21 protein-coding genes are annotated in these 16557 nt (G+C 33.3%); 13 read left to right on the top strand and 8 right to left on the bottom strand.

Annotation, left to right across the window (positions count from 1 at the left end):
* Positions 1-91: 91 nt before the first annotated feature.
* Positions 92-505, top strand: coding sequence for a collagen-like protein (locus tag J5Y03_RS01040; protein WP_245208681.1), 414 nt, complete (start codon positions 92-94; stop codon positions 503-505).
* A gap of 434 nt (positions 506-939) precedes the next feature.
* Here the strand turns inward: J5Y03_RS01040 and crcB (J5Y03_RS01035) are convergent, their stop codons facing one another.
* The 3 genes from crcB (J5Y03_RS01035) to J5Y03_RS01025 are packed head-to-tail and all read right to left on the bottom strand — an operon-like array spanning position 940 to position 2504.
* Positions 940-1296 carry a fluoride efflux transporter CrcB gene (gene crcB, locus J5Y03_RS01035; protein ID WP_209401474.1) on the bottom strand — a complete coding sequence of 119 codons (357 nt, stop codon included), beginning with the start codon at positions 1294-1296 and terminating at the stop codon, positions 940-942.
* Positions 1293-1682 carry a fluoride efflux transporter CrcB gene (gene crcB, locus J5Y03_RS01030; protein WP_209401472.1) on the bottom strand — a complete coding sequence of 130 codons (390 nt, stop codon included), beginning with the start codon at positions 1680-1682 and terminating at the stop codon, positions 1293-1295. Before crcB (J5Y03_RS01030) ends, crcB (J5Y03_RS01035) begins: the two co-directional genes overlap by 4 nt.
* 57 nt (positions 1683-1739) lie before the next feature.
* Positions 1740-2504 (bottom strand): CPBP family intramembrane glutamic endopeptidase, encoded by a 765-nt coding sequence (locus J5Y03_RS01025; protein WP_209401470.1) that lies wholly within the window; start codon positions 2502-2504, stop codon positions 1740-1742.
* A gap of 489 nt (positions 2505-2993) precedes the next feature.
* Here J5Y03_RS01025 and J5Y03_RS01020 point away from each other — a divergent pair, with 489 nt between their 5' ends.
* Complete coding sequence (locus J5Y03_RS01020) at positions 2994-3779, top strand: phosphatidylserine decarboxylase (protein ID WP_209401468.1); 786 nt, start codon at positions 2994-2996, stop codon at positions 3777-3779.
* 123 nt (positions 3780-3902) lie between these two features.
* Here the strand turns inward: J5Y03_RS01020 and sda are convergent, their stop codons facing one another.
* On the bottom strand, positions 3903-4043 hold the full coding sequence (gene sda / locus J5Y03_RS01015; RefSeq protein WP_209402185.1) for a sporulation histidine kinase inhibitor Sda: 141 nt from the start codon (positions 4041-4043) through the stop codon (positions 3903-3905).
* A gap of 260 nt (positions 4044-4303) precedes the next feature.
* Here sda and J5Y03_RS01010 point away from each other — a divergent pair, with 260 nt between their 5' ends.
* The 8 genes from J5Y03_RS01010 to J5Y03_RS00975 are packed head-to-tail and all read left to right on the top strand — an operon-like array spanning position 4304 to position 9330.
* Entirely contained in the window at positions 4304-4825 is a 522-nt protein-coding gene (locus J5Y03_RS01010; protein WP_209401466.1) for a YqeG family HAD IIIA-type phosphatase, read from the top strand.
* Positions 4822-5931, top strand: a complete 1110-nt coding sequence (yqeH, locus tag J5Y03_RS01005) for a ribosome biogenesis GTPase YqeH (RefSeq protein WP_209401464.1) — start codon at positions 4822-4824, stop codon at positions 5929-5931. The genes J5Y03_RS01010 and yqeH overlap by 4 nt, the downstream gene beginning before the upstream one ends.
* Before the next feature lie 24 nt (positions 5932-5955).
* The gene (aroE, locus tag J5Y03_RS01000) at positions 5956-6789 is read left to right on the top strand and encodes a shikimate dehydrogenase (protein WP_209402183.1); all 834 of its coding nucleotides are present in this window, start codon (positions 5956-5958) and stop codon (positions 6787-6789) included.
* Positions 6783-7073 carry a ribosome assembly RNA-binding protein YhbY gene (yhbY, locus tag J5Y03_RS00995; protein ID WP_209401462.1) on the top strand — a complete coding sequence of 97 codons (291 nt, stop codon included), beginning with the start codon at positions 6783-6785 and terminating at the stop codon, positions 7071-7073. Before aroE ends, yhbY begins: the two co-directional genes overlap by 7 nt.
* Before the next feature lie 19 nt (positions 7074-7092).
* Positions 7093-7662, top strand: a complete 570-nt coding sequence (locus J5Y03_RS00990; protein ID WP_245208680.1) for a nicotinate-nucleotide adenylyltransferase — start codon at positions 7093-7095, stop codon at positions 7660-7662.
* The gene (gene yqeK / locus J5Y03_RS00985; RefSeq protein ID WP_209401458.1) at positions 7655-8221 is read left to right on the top strand and encodes a bis(5'-nucleosyl)-tetraphosphatase (symmetrical) YqeK; all 567 of its coding nucleotides are present in this window, start codon (positions 7655-7657) and stop codon (positions 8219-8221) included. The genes J5Y03_RS00990 and yqeK overlap by 8 nt, the downstream gene beginning before the upstream one ends.
* 12 nt (positions 8222-8233) lie before the next feature.
* Entirely contained in the window at positions 8234-8590 is a 357-nt protein-coding gene (rsfS, locus tag J5Y03_RS00980; protein WP_209401456.1) for a ribosome silencing factor, read from the top strand.
* Entirely contained in the window at positions 8587-9330 is a 744-nt protein-coding gene (locus tag J5Y03_RS00975) for a class I SAM-dependent DNA methyltransferase (RefSeq protein ID WP_209401454.1), read from the top strand. The genes rsfS and J5Y03_RS00975 overlap by 4 nt, the downstream gene beginning before the upstream one ends.
* Before the next feature lie 111 nt (positions 9331-9441).
* Here J5Y03_RS00975 and comER read toward each other — a convergent pair whose 3' ends face one another.
* On the bottom strand, positions 9442-10257 hold the full coding sequence (gene comER, locus J5Y03_RS00970) for a late competence protein ComER (RefSeq protein ID WP_209401452.1): 816 nt from the start codon (positions 10255-10257) through the stop codon (positions 9442-9444).
* 87 nt (positions 10258-10344) lie between these two features.
* On the opposite strand from comER, the gene J5Y03_RS00965 reads away from it, so the two are divergent.
* Positions 10345-10974: a ComEA family DNA-binding protein gene (locus J5Y03_RS00965; RefSeq protein WP_209401450.1), complete on the top strand. Its 630-nt coding sequence runs from the start codon at positions 10345-10347 to the stop codon at positions 10972-10974.
* A gap of 9 nt (positions 10975-10983) precedes the next feature.
* Positions 10984-13296 (top strand): DNA internalization-related competence protein ComEC/Rec2, encoded by a 2313-nt coding sequence (locus J5Y03_RS00960; protein WP_209401448.1) that lies wholly within the window; start codon positions 10984-10986, stop codon positions 13294-13296.
* A gap of 39 nt (positions 13297-13335) precedes the next feature.
* Here the strand turns inward: J5Y03_RS00960 and J5Y03_RS00955 are convergent, their stop codons facing one another.
* From J5Y03_RS00955 to J5Y03_RS00945, 3 genes are all read right to left on the bottom strand, one after another.
* The gene (locus tag J5Y03_RS00955; protein WP_209401446.1) at positions 13336-13470 is read right to left on the bottom strand and encodes a YqzM family protein; all 135 of its coding nucleotides are present in this window, start codon (positions 13468-13470) and stop codon (positions 13336-13338) included.
* 386 nt (positions 13471-13856) lie between these two features.
* The gene (locus J5Y03_RS00950; protein WP_209401444.1) at positions 13857-14003 is read right to left on the bottom strand and encodes a hypothetical protein; all 147 of its coding nucleotides are present in this window, start codon (positions 14001-14003) and stop codon (positions 13857-13859) included.
* 297 nt (positions 14004-14300) lie between these two features.
* Positions 14301-14741, bottom strand: coding sequence for a nuclear transport factor 2 family protein (locus J5Y03_RS00945; protein WP_209401442.1), 441 nt, complete (start codon positions 14739-14741; stop codon positions 14301-14303).
* A 512-nt stretch (positions 14742-15253) separates the two neighbouring features.
* Between J5Y03_RS00945 and J5Y03_RS00940 the strand changes: the two genes are divergently transcribed.
* Entirely contained in the window at positions 15254-16498 is a 1245-nt protein-coding gene (locus tag J5Y03_RS00940) for an MDR family MFS transporter (RefSeq protein WP_209401440.1), read from the top strand.
* The last annotated feature ends 59 nt before the right edge of the window (positions 16499-16557 follow it).

The following is a 16557-nucleotide window of genomic DNA, read 5'->3' as shown; positions in this document are numbered from 1 at the left end:
GATGTCCTAATTAAAAATAGAATTCTCGCCCAACCCCTCCAATACTTTCTTGCATAGGCTATTGAAATGACTAAAAAAGGAGATGGATTGAATGTATTATTATAGAGTAGGCCCACAGTTTCCCCAATTCCCAACAACTCCACCACCAAGCCTACCATCATTCCCATCAACAGGATTCCCGCCGAGCCAACCATCATTACCACCAACAGGATTCCCGCCAAGTCAACCATTGCCTCCAACTAGCTCACCACAGCAAGCACCAACTGCTCCACCACCATCATTTGTTCCTCAACAAGCCAGTGTGACACCATTTGCAGTAGATCCAGGAGCAATTTCAGGTTGTTTACGTCGAAATACTTATGTTTGGCTACGAGATGATGAACAATTCTGGTTTTTTCCTACATTTGTAGGACGAAACTCAGTTGCAGGTTTTAGATGGAATGGTAGATTTTGGATGTTTTTTGGGATAGACCTCAGAAGAATTAGTTCATTTACTTGTTTTTAAAAGGATCTTAAAAGCAGAACTCTATTAATGAAGGCCGTTAAATTTAAAATGGCCGATATAATTGATGGAATGGCCGATATAAATTTAAAATGGCCGATATAATTGATGGAATGGCCGATATAAATTTAAAATGGCCGATATAATTGATGGAATGGCCGATATAATTGAAAAACGGCCCATATAACTGGAAAAACAGCTCATATAATTATGAGAGTTGCTCGTAAAAAGTGAGAATGGCTGAATTATTGGTTAAAACGGTTGAATTATTGTCCAAAACGGTTGAAATATCCGAAAAACGGTTGAATTAACCGATAAAATGGTCGAATTATCATGTGAAACGGCCGAATAATCGAAATACTTCTAAATATTGAAACTAAACAAATTTCTTTCTATAAAAATAGCCTTGTGATCTCCATATCACAAGGCAATAAATATTATATTGGTAAGTGAAAGCCAACCTCGGCAAAAAGTATGCCAAATGCTGCTGATAGAAGGACATAAATAACAGCTGTCATGATTTTCTTTTGAATCAGTAAATTGATGGTTTCATATCCAAACGTAGAAAAAGTTGTATATGCACCTAAAAAGCCAACACCAAACAATAACCACAATGATTGATTAATAGAATGACTTAGAAATAAGCGATTAATCATGCCTAATAGAAAAGAGCCACTCACATTTATAAGAAAAGTTCCAAGTGGAAGTGGTGTATTATTTTTTCTAGAAATGAGATTCCCTAAAGCATAACGAGTGATTGCCCCAAATCCACCCCCGAGTATGACAAAGATCAAGAGATTGATTCTCCTTTCCGTTTAAGAATTTGTACAGCTAATAAATATCCTAAATAAGATAGGCATATTCCGATTCCTAAGCTGATGAATACATACAGAAAACTAGTAATCAATTGTCCGTCCTCAATTAATTTTACGTTCTCAAGTGAAAAAGTAGAGAAGGTAGTGAATGCACCAGTAAATCCAGTGCCAATTAGTAAGATCAGTTCTTTACTGAACTTCTTTTTTGTGTAAGTAAGGAAAAATCCTAAAAATAAACAGCCGATCATATTGATGATAAAGGTATTCATTGGGAAATCTCCTGGTGAGTAAGAAATAAAATTACCTAAGGTATACCGGCAGATTGCACCAATGGCCCCTCCTATAAAAATAACTATGTAATTCATAAAAACACCTCAAAAATATGTTTGTTTATAGAAAAAAACGTACCACAAAGGGTACGATTATTTCAAACTAAAATAAAAAATACAAATCGAAATGAAATTGTTTAAAAAATGAGCAGCAATTGAAACTTCTATTTTTTTAGTTCGTACATAAAGAATCCCAAATAATAAGCCAGCAAGTGAATATTGCAGTAGTCCAAAAATTGAAAAGCCTGCAATCATGTGAAGTAATCCAAAGCATAATGAGCTAACAATGACACCGATCACAGGATGATTTTTAAATATGGACCCAATGATTAGTTTTCGTGTTAACCATTCTTCCTTTAAAGGTGCTAAAAAAACGGCAGAAATAATCATAGGAAGTGGACTAATCTTTAAATAATCTTCTACAACAGTTTGGTTATTTGGCGTTTGGACTGAAGCGTTAAATAAATCAAAGACCGTTGTGATTCCATAAGAAAAAAGTGTGATGGCAATAAATGAACCGATGATTAATAGAATGTCTTTCCAAGTGAGATTGATTTTTCGTAAAGTCAAAATACCGTGCTTTTTAGTATAGTAGTAAAGCCAATATAGACTTAGAGCATCAGATATTAAATCTGCATAAACTCCAAAGTTGTCAATAAAACTATTTATTTGTAGATCTGAAAGATTAAAATCAAATAAACGATGAAAAATAACTAACCAAATCATACTAAATATGACTAATAGATTTGTACCTATTATAAAGAAAAGTATATAGTATCCTAATGTTTTTAAGGCAGATTTTCGCTCGTTAGGTAGTAGAATATTCTTTAGACTGTTTGTTTGAAGTTCACTATTCATGTATTTCCCCCATTCAGAGTATCTTGGATCTAATTATTACTAATTATACCTTGTTTTGCTTCATTTAAAAGCTTAAATAATTCGAGTAATACGGCGTAATAAAAAAGAAGCTGTACCAATTTTGGACAGCTTAATTATCTATATTATCAAAGGATTTATGCTGATTAAAAGCTAAGAGTCAAATTTTTTACGAATGCTATTGGAAATTACAAACTCTTAAAAGTCCCAATACCAAACATTGGTTTAGCTTACAATTTTTTAAATTGACCTTAACCTGTATAATGAGTATATCATCAGGATTGTTATCGTTCATTAAATGGTTGTTAAATCTTAATAAAGAAATTTGAGAAGGGTTTAAAAAAGATGGGAAAGTTATTAGGGCGTAGTCTCTAAACTATTTACAAATTAGTTTAGAAATAATGTATCTGTTGAAGTACAATACTAAAGAATAGAACATTTTAATCGGAAATAAAAGATAGGAGTTAATAAATGAAACAGTCTTTTTATCGAATGTTTATCGAACTAACAAATAACCGTTTGTCGTCAGGTTTTCTTAGATGGTTTTCTAATTCTAGAATTAGTAAATTAATGATTAAACCATATGTGAAAGCTTTTAATTTAAATATGGATGAAAGTCTAAATGATTTAAAAAATTTTCCAACTCTTCATTCATTATTTACTCGAGAGTTGAAAAAAGATGCAAGGACAATCACAACGATTGAAAATGAAATTGCTTGTCCAGTAGATGGTGTATTAGAATCGCATGGTTTAATCGACGAAGATATTCAATTTATTGTGAAAGGCAAAACATATAGTATTATCGATATGTTAGGTTCAAAAGGGGTAGCAGATAAGTATAATCAAGGCTATTATATGGTATTGTACTTAAGCCCAAGTCATTATCATCGAATTCATTTTCCGGTAGATGGTGAAGTAACATCTCATTTTGAACTTGGTAGTAAATCTTATCCAGTTAATCAAGCAGGACTTAAATACGGAAAAGATCCTCTTTCAAAAAATTATCGAGTTATATCTGAAATAAAAAATATGGTAAATAATAAATACATAGCGATGATAAAAGTAGGAGCAATGTTTGTTAATACGATTGTTGTTACAAATAAAGAGAAAGAAATCATTAAGGGTAATGAAGCAGGATATTTTTCTTTTGGTTCGACAGTAGTGTTACTTTTTGAAAAAGATAGCTTTGAACCTGATAATTCCTTAAAATCTGGGCAAGCCATAATTGTGGGACAACCTTTAGGTAAATTACATTAATCGTACAATAAACCTTGATTTTACTATTCATTGTAGAAAGATATTGCTTTTTCTGTTATTGTAAAGAGTGCTTGTATTTTAAAGGAGTAAAATTTTTTATCTTTTGATCGGATAGAGCATACATTAAGAGGAAATTTTTATATAACAATCAAGTCCTCTACGGGAAAGTTCATTTTCAACTAAAAGAATAAATTCATGATCGAGTTGAAGTTTAACAGCTTTTACATAAGACTCTAATAATAGCTCGTCACTTAATCTGAACATTGTATTTACCATTTAATTACACCTCCAAAAAATTTGTGGTTGAATGGAAATATGTTTTGTGAAATTAATGTATCAAATTTTTATTTATGGTACAACTGTTCAAATATCCACAGGGGATAGTGGATAAGTTGTGTGTAAACTGTTTGTAATTTCTGAATTTGTAGAAACACGACAGGTGTAAAGTGTGAATGAAGTTATCCACAATTTGCTCGTTGTTGGAATTTGTCGAACAATTTTTAGAATATTTTATGAGGTGCATGATGTTAAAAAAGTTTTTGCCGAATGAATTTTATCACTCTGTATTAGATATTTCGCCTGATCATTTAAAAAAGATGGGCATTAAGGGCATTATTACAGATTTAGATAATACGTTAGTTGAATGGGATCGTCCTGAGGCGACACCAGTATTAACAGAATGGTTTAAAAAAATGGATGATGCTGGGATTAAAATAGCGGTTGTTTCAAATAACAATGAAACAAGAGTTGGTAAATTCTGTGATCCATTAGGAATACCATTTATTCCTAGAGCTAGAAAACCATTGTCTATTGCCTATAAACGTGCATTTAAGCTTTTAAATTTAAAAGCAGATGAAGTTGTTATGATTGGAGATCAGTTATTAACTGATATACTTGGTGGAAATAGACAAGGAATCCATACAATTTTAGTTGTGCCTGTCGCGAGTACAGATGGACTTTATACAAGATTTAATCGTATGATTGAACGAAAAATATTAGCTTCCTTTAGAAGAAAAGGATTATTATATTGGGAGGACAAGAAGTGAGTACACAAGAAATAAGATGCATAGGCTGTGGAGCAGAAATTCAGTCAGAGGATCCTAAGAAATTAGGCTATGCGCCACCTTCATCTGTACAAAAAGATGAAGTAATTTGTAAACGATGCTTTCGTTTAAAAAACTATAATGAAATCCAAGATGTAGAATTAACAGATGATGACTTCATTCGTATTTTAAATGGAATTGGAAGTACTGATGCACTTGTTGTGAAAGTTGTAGACATCTTTGATTTTTCAGGTAGTTGGTTAAATGGTTTACACCGCTTTGTTGGAAATAATAAAGTATTATTAGTAGGAAATAAAGCGGACTTAATTCCTAAATCAGTGAAAAAGAATAAACTAATCCAATGGATGCGTTCAATGGCTAATGATTGGGGGCTTCATGCTGTTGATGTTCATCTAATTAGTGCGTCAAATGGTTTAGGGCTTGATGTACTAGCTGCAAGTATTGAACATCATCGCGAGGGCAAAGATGTTTATGTTGTGGGTTGTACAAATGTTGGTAAGTCTACATTTATTAATGCAATGATAAAAAAATATAGTGAAGAAAATAAAAATGTCATTACGACATCTCACTTCCCAGGAACAACTTTGGATTTAATTCAAATTCCATTAGATGATCACAGTGATTTAATTGATACACCGGGAATCATTAACCATCATCAAATGGCTCATTTTGTGGACGGAAAAGGACTTAAAATGATTACGCCAAAAAAAGAAATTAAACCAATGGTCTTCCAATTAAATGAAGGGCAAACTTTATTTTTTGGTGGGTTAGGCCGTTTTGATTATGTTTCTGGCGGTAGAAGAGCATTTACATGTCATTTTTCAAATGAACTGAACATTCACCGTACGAAGTTAGAGAATGCGGATAGTTTATATGAACGCCAAGCTGGAGAAATATTAGTTCCACCTTTTGGAGAACAAGCAAAAGAATTACCAGCATTAGTAAAACATGAATATACAATCAAAGAGCCTAAAATAGATGTTGTATTTTCTGGATTAGGATGGGTTACAGTGAATGAGCCAGGAGCGAAAATTGTGGCACATGTTCCAAAAGGTGTAGGAGTAACAATACGTAAATCACTCATCTAATTAGAACGAGGGAGAGGATGAATGATGAAGCAATTTTATGTGATTGGTCAACCAATCGAGCACTCAATGTCGCCTGCAATGCACAATGAGTGGTTTAAGCAACATCAGATTCCAGCAACGTATCTTGCAAAAAACGTATCCCCTGCTGATTTAAAGGAGACGGTGGAACAGTTTCGTAAAGATGTAAATGGCTTTAATGTCACTGCACCGTTAAAAGTAGATGTGATGTCTTATTTAGATGAAATTGATCCTTTAGCCAAAGAAATTGGGGCTGTTAATACCGTCATTAATCAAAATGGGAGACTTATTGGTAAAAATACAGATGGGATCGGATTTGTTAAAAGTCTAGAACCACTATTGAATAAGCCAATAACGGAAGAGAGTATTCTTATTATTGGAGCTGGCGGGGCTGCTAGAGCAATTCTATATTCTTTATTTCATTTAGGTGCAACAAACTTAACGATTGCAAATCGAAGTTTAGAGAGAGCGACTTCCTTATTGAATGATCAAATGGCCCGGAAAGTACAAATTCAATCATTAGCGGATGCTGAAATGAATTTACATAAGTACTCCGTTATCATTCAAACCACGTCAATTGGTATGCATCCAAATGAGGGGTTAGTACCATTATCACCAATGAAGATAAAAAAAGGTACAGTAGTATCTGATTTAATATATAATCCATATAAAACAGCGTTCTTGATTGAAGCAGAAAAAAATGATGCTATTATTCAAAATGGCATTGGTATGTTTGTCAATCAAGGGGCATTAGCTTTTGAAGAATGGACTGGAATTTTTCCGAACATAGAGAAAGCAATAAAACAACTAGAAATAAATCTTGGAGGTCACACATGTTAACTGGTAAACAAAAACGTTTCTTACGTTCAAAAGCACATCATCTAAACCCAATCTTTCAGGTTGGTAAAGGTGGCGTGAACGAAAATATGATTAAACAAATTGGTGAAGCTTTAGAGGTTAGAGAACTTTTAAAAGTTAGTATCTTACAAAATTGTGACGAAGATCGTTATGATGTTGCTGATAGCCTAGTAAAAGGTACTCGTGCAGAGCTTGTTCAAGTTATTGGACATACAATTGTTCTATATAAAGAGTCAAAAGAAAATAAGGTTATCGTATTACCTTAAATTAGAGGATGACATGAAAATGAAAAGAAGGATTGGGATTATTGGAGGGACCTTTGATCCACCACATAATGGTCATTTATTGATGGCAAATGAGGTATACCATACTTTCTCATTAGATGAAGTTTGGTTTATGCCAAATAATATTCCACCACATAAACAAAATAATCCATTTCAATCGTCTATACATCGAAAAAACATGGTTAAGCTAGCAATTGAAGGATTAGATTACTTCAAATTGTGTGAGTATGAAATAGAGCATAATGGTCCTTCATATACTTACAAAACGATGCTTGATTTAACAACGAAATTTCCTGATGTAGATTTTTATTTTATCATTGGTGGAGACATGGTTGAGTACTTACCTAAATGGCGTGAAATTGACGAACTTGTCAAGCTTGTAAAGTTTATTGGTTGTACAAGACCAGGATATACATTAGAAACACCGTACGATATTGAAAAATTAACAATTCCTGAATTTGCTGTTTCTTCAACTCTTATTCGCGAGCGTTTAAAAAGTGGAGGAACAACTCGGTTTTTACTACCTGATTCAGTAAGAAGATATCTAGAGGAGAATCATTTGTATGAATAGAGAAGATGCTTTAAAGGCTGTTCAATCGAAGCTTACAAACCAGCGATATACTCATACGATCGGTGTAATGGAAACAGCAATAAAGTTAGCAAAACAATATGGTGCAGACGAGAAAAAGGCAGAGTTAGCTGCTATTTTTCATGATGTTGCAAAATGTATGCCAATCGGGGAATTAAGAGATATTATGATTAATGAACAATTAGCACCTGAATTATTAGCATATAATAAAGAGCTATGGCATGCGTCAGTCGGTGCTTTTTTAACAGAGAAAGAATTTGGTATTGAAGATAAAGAAATTCTACAGGCAATTACGTATCACACTAGTGGTCATGAGAAGATGACACTTTTAGATAAAGTAATCTATGTAGCAGATTACATTGAACCAAATCGAAGTTTTCCTGGAGTAGAGGAAGCAAGAAAATTAGCAGAAGAAGATTTAGATCAAGCTCTTCTTAATGCACTAAAGAATACAATTACGTTTCTTATTCAAAAAGAGCAAACAGTTTATCCATTAACGGTTAAAACATATAATACGATAGTAAAGAAACAACATGCTTAGGGGGCACTATTTATGCAAGAAAAAGAATTAATGACATTAGCTGTAAATGCAGCAGACGATAAAAAAGCTGAGGATATTGTTGTACTAAATATGAATGGAATTTCATCTGTGGCTGACTATTTTATTATTTGTCACGGAAATTCAGATAAACAAGTCCAAGCAATTGCACGTGAAATTAAAGACCAAGCTAATCAAAATCAAATAGATGTAAAGCGTTTAGAAGGATTTGAAGAGGCTAGCTGGGTACTTGTTGATTTAGGTGACGTTGTCGTTCATGTTTTCCATCGTGATCAACGTGGATATTATAACTTAGAAAAGCTATGGGGAGATGCTCCAACACTTGATGTATATGGAGAAATCCTTTCATGACCTATAATCGATTTGCCACGCTCTATGATGGTCTAATGCAAGATGTACCATATGATAGCTGGCTTAAGTTTCTAGAAGATGCTTTTAGAGATTTAGGATTAACGAATCCATCGATTGTTGATATTGGCTGTGGAACCGGGACATTACCAATTTTACTTGCTAAAAAAGGATATTCGGTTACAGGAATTGATTTGTCCGAAGAGATGCTTAGTATGGCGATGGAAAAAGCAGAACAAGAAAAAGTAACGATTCCATTTTACATGCAAAACATGATGGAATTAGAAGGCTTTGAGAACATCGACTGTATCAGTATACTCTGTGATTCATTAAATTATTTACAAAGTGAAGAAGAAGTTGCAATGACATTTCAGAAAGTACATGAAAGTCTTAAATCTGGTGGATTATTCATTTTTGATGTTCATTCAATTTATAAAATCAAAGAAATTTTTGCAAATGAAACATTCTTCATTGATGATGAAAATTTAAGTCTTGTTTGGAACTGTTCGCAAGGTGAAGAAGACTACAGCGTTGAACATGATTTAGTCTTTTTTATGCGAGATGAAGAAAGTGATTTATATGAGCGATTTGAAGAATATCATATTCAAACAACTTTTCCGGTTAAAACATATGAAAAGCTTTTGAAGGAAGCTGGTTTTCAAATCAAAAAAATCAGTGCTGACTTTAATCAGACGGTCCAAGAAAATTCTGAACGAATTTTCTTTATTGCACAGAAAATGTAAAACCCTTTACGAAAAAATCGTTTTTCGTAAAGGGTTTTTTCATTTTTTGTAAGGCGAAAATTGAATTTTAGATTTTTGTAAAAAGATGTCTGAAGATATACAGTAAAGTTGTTAGAACTGGTCACTAATTTTATTAACTTCTTCACCAAATTTTTTGTGTGTTTTTTTAATCATTTTTTCAAATAAGTCTCCAATATTTGATTCTAGTGCTTTAATTCCTTCACCAGTGATTCCACCCTTAACACATACCTTTTCCTGAAGAGTTTTCAATGAAAAATGCTTTTGCTCAATCAATTTTCCGAAACCGACAATCATCTCTTCAGCAAGAAGGGTTGCTTGCTCAGTTGAGATGGACGTTTCTTCCACAGCAGCGTTAATGAATTTTTGTAATAAAAAACTAAAAAAAGCAGGACCACAGCTTGTGATATCAGACGAAATACGAGTAACTTCATCTGAAATTAAGGTAGGTTTTGAAATATGTGAAAATAAGTTGATTAGTTTTTCTTGCCATTCAGTCGAACAATGGTTACCAAAGCTTACTAACGTCACACCGTGTAATGCTAAATTCGTAATACTAGGAATAATTCGAGCAACATGACATGGAACAATCGATTCTATTTGTGAAACAGTTACTGGACTTGTAATCGAAACTAAGCACTGATCAGGCTTAAAATCTGTTTGTAATGAAGTAAGGAGTTGATGGATTTCGTGTGGTTTTATACAAACAATAACAAGTTCGCAATGTTTAACAATTTCCTTAGCTGTATCAAGTACATGAATTTCAGGAGAAATCTTTTTTAGATCATTTGCTTTATGAATTGACCTATTTGTAACGAATAGTTCGGAAGGCTTTACGGCTTTAGACGTTATAAAAGCATGGGTCAGCATTGATCCCATATTACCAGTACCAATGATGCCAATATTCATGGGTTCATCCCTTCCTTTAAATACAATCTCTCCTACACTATATGTTATAGATGGGGAAATGATGATTATTCTTATGGAGGCTAAAATATGCCACAGTTGTTTAAAAATAAACTAGTTTGGTTAGCAGGGGTTATTGTAGTTTGTCTTATTTATACTGGATATCAAACAGTACATAGTAATCAAGTCGATTTTTCTGAAAAAGAAAAGAAGGTACTAGAGGATAAAAATAACATTTTTAAACAGAAAGAAACAAATGTAAAAAATATAATTGTTCAAACATATATGGTGGATGTAAAAGGTGCGGTAGTGAAGCCAGGCATTTATCAAGTAGGTATGAATAATCGAGTAGACGATGCCATTAAACTTGCTGGTGGCTTCAAGTCTACAGCCGATTCAACAAAAGTAAATTTAGCTCAAAAAATAAAGGATGAGATGGTCATCTATGTACCTGCAAAAGGAGAGAAAGGATTACCATCAAATGATGCAGGAATAACAAATGATGTTAGCGGTCAGGCGGATTCAAAAAAGGTAGACATCAATCATGCAACTGCGGTAGAACTTCAAACGATTCCTGGAGTTGGGCCGTCAAAAGCTCAAAAAATAATTGATTATATTCAGCAAAAGGGCCCGTTTACTTCAATTGAACAACTAGATAATGTGAGTGGTTTCGGACCAAAGACAGTTGAAAATATAAGACCATATGTCATCGTTCAATAGGTACGAATGATGGATGTTTATTTAGTCTACATACTATTATTCCAAATAGGAGGAATTCTGCTTTATACAAAACAGATGATTCTATTTGGTCTTTTTATCATTTTTGTACTGTACTATCTTTTTAAAAATGGTCATAAAAAGCTAATTGTGATTTGCCTAAGCTCCTTATTAATTTCAATTTCAATCTGTTATTTACAAGATTTCATCGATAAAAAATTTTCAGTAAAACCGAGCAATATAAGTAAAGGGCAAATTATTTCAAGCCCATTAATTGATGGGAATAAAATTTCATTTATCTTTAAAATCAATCATAAATCAGTAATGGTTTTTAGTTATGCAGATAAAAAAAGTGAATTGGAATTTTTTCAGAACAGGCACGTAGGTGACATTTGTTTATTAAGTGGAGATATTAATCACCCGGAACAGGCGTCAAACCCGTATTTATTTGACTATGAGCAGTACTTAAAAGATAAACATATTTATTGGATTTATCAAATCAAGAGTACTAGTCTCCAAAATTGTATGAAAGGAAAGTTAACTCTGGTTCAGTCCGTTTGGTATGGTAGAGAGTTTTTAACAGAATATGTTGAAAATCATTTTGGCGAACGGACACAAGGATATATTAACGCATTACTATTTGGAGATCGTTCCAAAATGAGTCAAGAAACCGAAAGCTACTATCAATTGGTTGGAATTGTTCATTTGTTAGCAATTAGTGGATCACATATTAATTTGATCAGTGTATTAATCTATTTTCTGTGTATACGCGTGGGGATGACAAAAGAGACCTCATTACTAATTAATATCCTATTTCTTTTAGTTTATTTATTTCTTGCAGGTGCATCAGCATCAGTAGTCCGCGCAGTAATTGTAGGAGTGATTGTTTGTACGATTAAGTTAATTAAAAAGAATAGTAGTTTCTTCTCTATTCTTTGTATAACCTGTATCTTTATGTTAATGATTCATCCAAACTATCTGTTTGATATCGGATTTCAATTTTCTTATTTGACGAGTGCTGCACTAGTTTTGACGTTTAATAAAAATAATACAGGGAACAATCCTCTTAAAGAAATGTTAAAAGGGTCAATTGTTTCTCAAATAGTTTCATTACCAATCTTATTGTGTAACTTTCATGAATTTTCCCCTTATAGTATTTTATTGAATCTCTTATTTATTCCTTTCATTTCACTAGTCATTATGCCCCTTTGTATCGCTTGTTTTCTACTTTCTTTTATTTCATCCTATTTAAGTACTATTATTGAAAAAGTTCTAGAACAATTGATTATTTTTTCTGAGTATCTATTAAAAATATGTATGAAGTTACCCTTTATTAAACTAATCTTCATACATCCTCCATATTGGCTCGTGCTGATTTATATACTTTGTATCATCTATCTGTTTGATGCGATCCAACAAAAAAATCAAAAGCAGCTCAAAAAGGCTTCTGTTTTGTTTTGTGCCGTTCTTTCTATGCACTATTTTTCACCGTACATTAATCCATTTGGTAAAGTTATGTTCATTGATGTTGGACAAGGGGATTCAATTTTAATCAAATTACCATTTAATAGGGGGAACTATTTAATTGACACAGGTGGGAAGATGAGCCTAAAAGACGAGGCATGGAAGAAACGAAAAAATTCATTTTCAACCGGAAAAGACATTGTTATTCCGATGCTTAAAGGTGAAGGAATTAGTAGTTTAGATAAACTTATTTTTACTCATGGTGATTTTGATCATATTGGTGGAGGAATTGATTTACTTAAGGGTTTTAAAGTGAAAACTTTATGTGTGGGAGATAAATTACAGTACAAGCCAGTTGAAAGGGACATGATTCAATTTGCAATGCAAAATGGAATAACAGTTAGTAAATTACACGAAGGACTTGGCTGGGAAAATAAGAGTGGCGAATTCCATGTTTTGTCTCCACAGAGTCACTACCAAGGAGAAGAGAATCACGGTTCTGTTGTTGTTTATGCAATAATCGGAGGACATTCATGGTTGTTTACGGGAGATTTTGAACAACTAGGTGAAAAACAGTTAATTCAGCGTTATCCAAATTTATCAATTGATTATTTAAAAGTTGGTCATCATGGAAGTGAATCCTCAAGCTCACTCGAATTTTTGAAAAAGATTAATCCAAAAATTGGAATCATTTCAGTTGGCAAAAAAAATCGATATGGCCACCCTAAACCAGTTATTCTAAATCGTTATGCATCAATGGACATTCCTATTTTACGTACAGATCAACAGGGTGCAATAATTTTTCGATTTTTTGGTAGACATGGAACCTTTTATACATTCAAGACATATCGTAAATCATAAGCAAAAAAAAGAAAAAGACTGCAAGTTGCAGGCTTTTTCTTATCTACCAATATACTCAATAATTGTAGCAATGATGAAGATTGTTGCAAAGAAGCCGAATGCAACGCCAAATCCAACGCCAGCATCTGTTGCATCATTACGAGTACATTGTACATTTTTTTCAAAAGTATTCACAATAACCCCTCCTAATTCACAATTTCAGTATAAATCAATTTTTCTAAAAAATCTATACAATGTTTGACAAAAATATGAAATGTGTCATATAATTCGATATTCTCAAATAACTGTTTTTGTTAAACGATTACTTCCCTCTATGAAATTTCACTTCTACTTTATTTTTCAATTTTTCATGTGTAGTTTTGTTGATGCCTAGCAAGCTCTTTTTCTATTATACTCCAATGTCTGTCGATGGTAAGCGAGTTGCTTCCGCATTTCTTATTGTCTAGCTGCAGCAACTACCTTCTCGGCCATTTCACAAAAACCAAGTGAAGTGAAAAGCACACTTCCCGTGGTTTTTGCTCCAATGTCTGTCGAAGGTAAACGAGTTGCTTCCGCATTTCTTATTGTCTAGCTGCAGCAACTACCTTCTCGGCCATTTCACAAAAACCAAGTGAAGTGAAAAGCACACTTCCCATGGTTTTTGCTCCAATGTCTGTCGAAGGTAAGCGAGTTGCTTCCGCATTTCTATGTATTATCGTTTTAAACATAGTGTCCGGGACTTTGTTTAAAACGTTTATTATATAAAAGGGATATGCGATGAGCTATCCCTTTCTTAATGTAATTCTATTAAAGTAAGTTTAATATTAATGGTGTGATGAATAACTGTTGAGATGTGAGCAGCATTATTATTATGTTCACTGAAGAATTTACATAAAATATTTATAGTTAGAATAAGAATGGATAATTAAACGGAGGATCTTTTTTCAATTTAATTTCTTCACAATCCCATAAAAGACACTGAACGCATCAGTGTCTTTCTTCGTGGGCGGTGTAGAAGGACATCACTATTTATTTTTAAGTCGTTCAGGTACTGGCTTAAGTTCTGTGCCCCAAACATTCCAAAAGAATAGGTCTGCGGCATGTTGATCTGCTGCAAAGTTATGAACTTCTTTAATTCGTCCATTCTCGATTTTATACGTTAGAACCCAGTTCATATCTACTTGATGTTCCCCATATTCACCCCATCCACGATGTACATCAACAACGTGATCTTCACTAGCGGAAAGTGTGATAACTTCAGCTTTAAAGTTAGCTTTAGCTATTGTTGCAAAATAAGCAACAATTTCATCAGCACCTTTCTTCACACCAGCTAGAGGATGATGACCAGGAATAATCCATGAAACATCTTCAGCCAAAATTTCACTTTTCATTGTTTCTAAGTCACCAGTTGCATAACACTCAAAAAATTTTTGTACTAATTTTAGATTATCATTTGCTTGTAACATTGTTGATTCAATCCTTTCAAAATAATATTAAGGAAATATACTCTAGATTATGTGGACACAAACTTTCTTTAGAACAAATTCTTAAGAGTTTTAAAAGAACCTAGAATGTTAAGTTCGCAACAGAACATTTACTTAAAAATGTTTAATAAACAACAATTTTTACGAAAACAGCTAAAGAAATGAGAAAAAGCCAATCCTATTTGTAAGGGATTAGCTAAAAATTAGACGGCTTTTTTCTTATCCTAGTCATCAGACTGGATGAAAAAGCAGAATCAGAACGGAACAATTTCCGGAATATAAAAAAAGACGCTCTCTATGAGCGTCTTTTGTATGTAGAATGTATGTTCGTTTTGTGGAGCTCGCAAATTAAGAAGTTAGTAACCTCGAATTTCATATTATTAGTATAAACCAAATTAAATTATAAGTCTATACTTAATTTTTAGAATATTTTATCATATTGATACCTGGCCGGGATTTAATGAAAAAATGAACTTTAGAAAAGAGGGGATTTTTTGAAGTTGCAATTATGGGATGTCAATTTGAAAATACGATTAATTGGTGAGACGTTGTTTAATTTGTTATATTGGATGTATTTTCCTTTTATTGCGGTTTATTTTAGTGAAGCATTAGGCAAACATATGGCAGGAGTGTTGATGAGTGTTCCGCCGATTATAATGATCCTTGGAAGTATGGTTGGGGGAAATTTAGCGGATAGGATGGGCCGTCGTCCTGTCATGTTAATTGGTACTTCCATACGGACCATTATGTTTGCATTGTTTGCTTTGTCCGGTTCTCCTTGGCTGAGCTATTTCTCCTTTATCGGAGTTGGATTAGGAGGTGCTATTTATTCACCGGCTAATGATGCCATGGTTGCTGATTTAATTCCTGACAAGGAGAATCGTAGGCAAGTTTTTGCCACATTTATTACGGGTAATAATATCGGTGCTGTATTAGGGCCAGCACTAGGTGCATTTTTTTTCTTTCATTATCGAAGTGAGCTATTGTTGACCTGTTCGATTGTCATGCTGCTTTACTCCATCATGATCTTTCTGAAAACACATGAAACTATGCCTGATTCCACAAAAAAGGTAGTTAAATTTAGTGAAATTTCAACATCCATTAAACAACAATGGAAAGGATATGGCATCATTTTCAGTGATAAAATATTTCTCCTTTATATTTTGGGTGGGGTTTTCTCCACAATAACGATTATGCAATTGGATTTGTATTTAGCTATATATGTAACGAATTATGTCCCATCCCAGCCATTTCTCTCTTGGGGGAATTGGTCATTTGTTCTTTCTAGTAAAGAAGCTTTTGGATGGATACTCGGATTAAATGGACTAATGTTTGTTTTATTAGTCTTACCTGTTGCAAAATGGTTCAAACTTTGGAAAGACAGAGACCTGTTTATTCTCTCTTCAATCTTGGCTGGGGTAGGGATGTTCGCAGTTGGTTTAACGACAAATATTTGGTTCTTATTCATACTCACTGTTATTTTTACGTTTGGAGAAATTGTGCGTTCCCCAGTAATGAATAATTTTGTAAGTGAATATGCTCCTGTAAACGCAAGAGGGCAATATATGGGTGCTTCAAATTTACAATACACGTTTGGAAGATTTTTAGCACCGTTGACCGTTTTTATATCTGCATGGGTGCCTCCAATGGGCGTTTTTAGTGTCATACTCGTATGTGGATTCATTAGTGCCGTTCTCTATTTTAAACTTTTTAAAATGCATGGACAGCGGCAGTTTTAATTTCGTTATTTTCTAAACAGAGTCTCTCATTAAAGTGAAATTAATCAACTAACACATAC

It is taken from the genome of Gottfriedia endophytica (assembly GCF_017814275.1).
Taxonomy (GTDB): domain Bacteria; phylum Bacillota; class Bacilli; order Bacillales; family Bacillaceae_G; genus Gottfriedia; species Gottfriedia endophytica.
The sequence above is the reverse complement of the archived record's forward strand: the minus strand, read 5'-3'. Positions and strand labels throughout refer to the sequence as shown.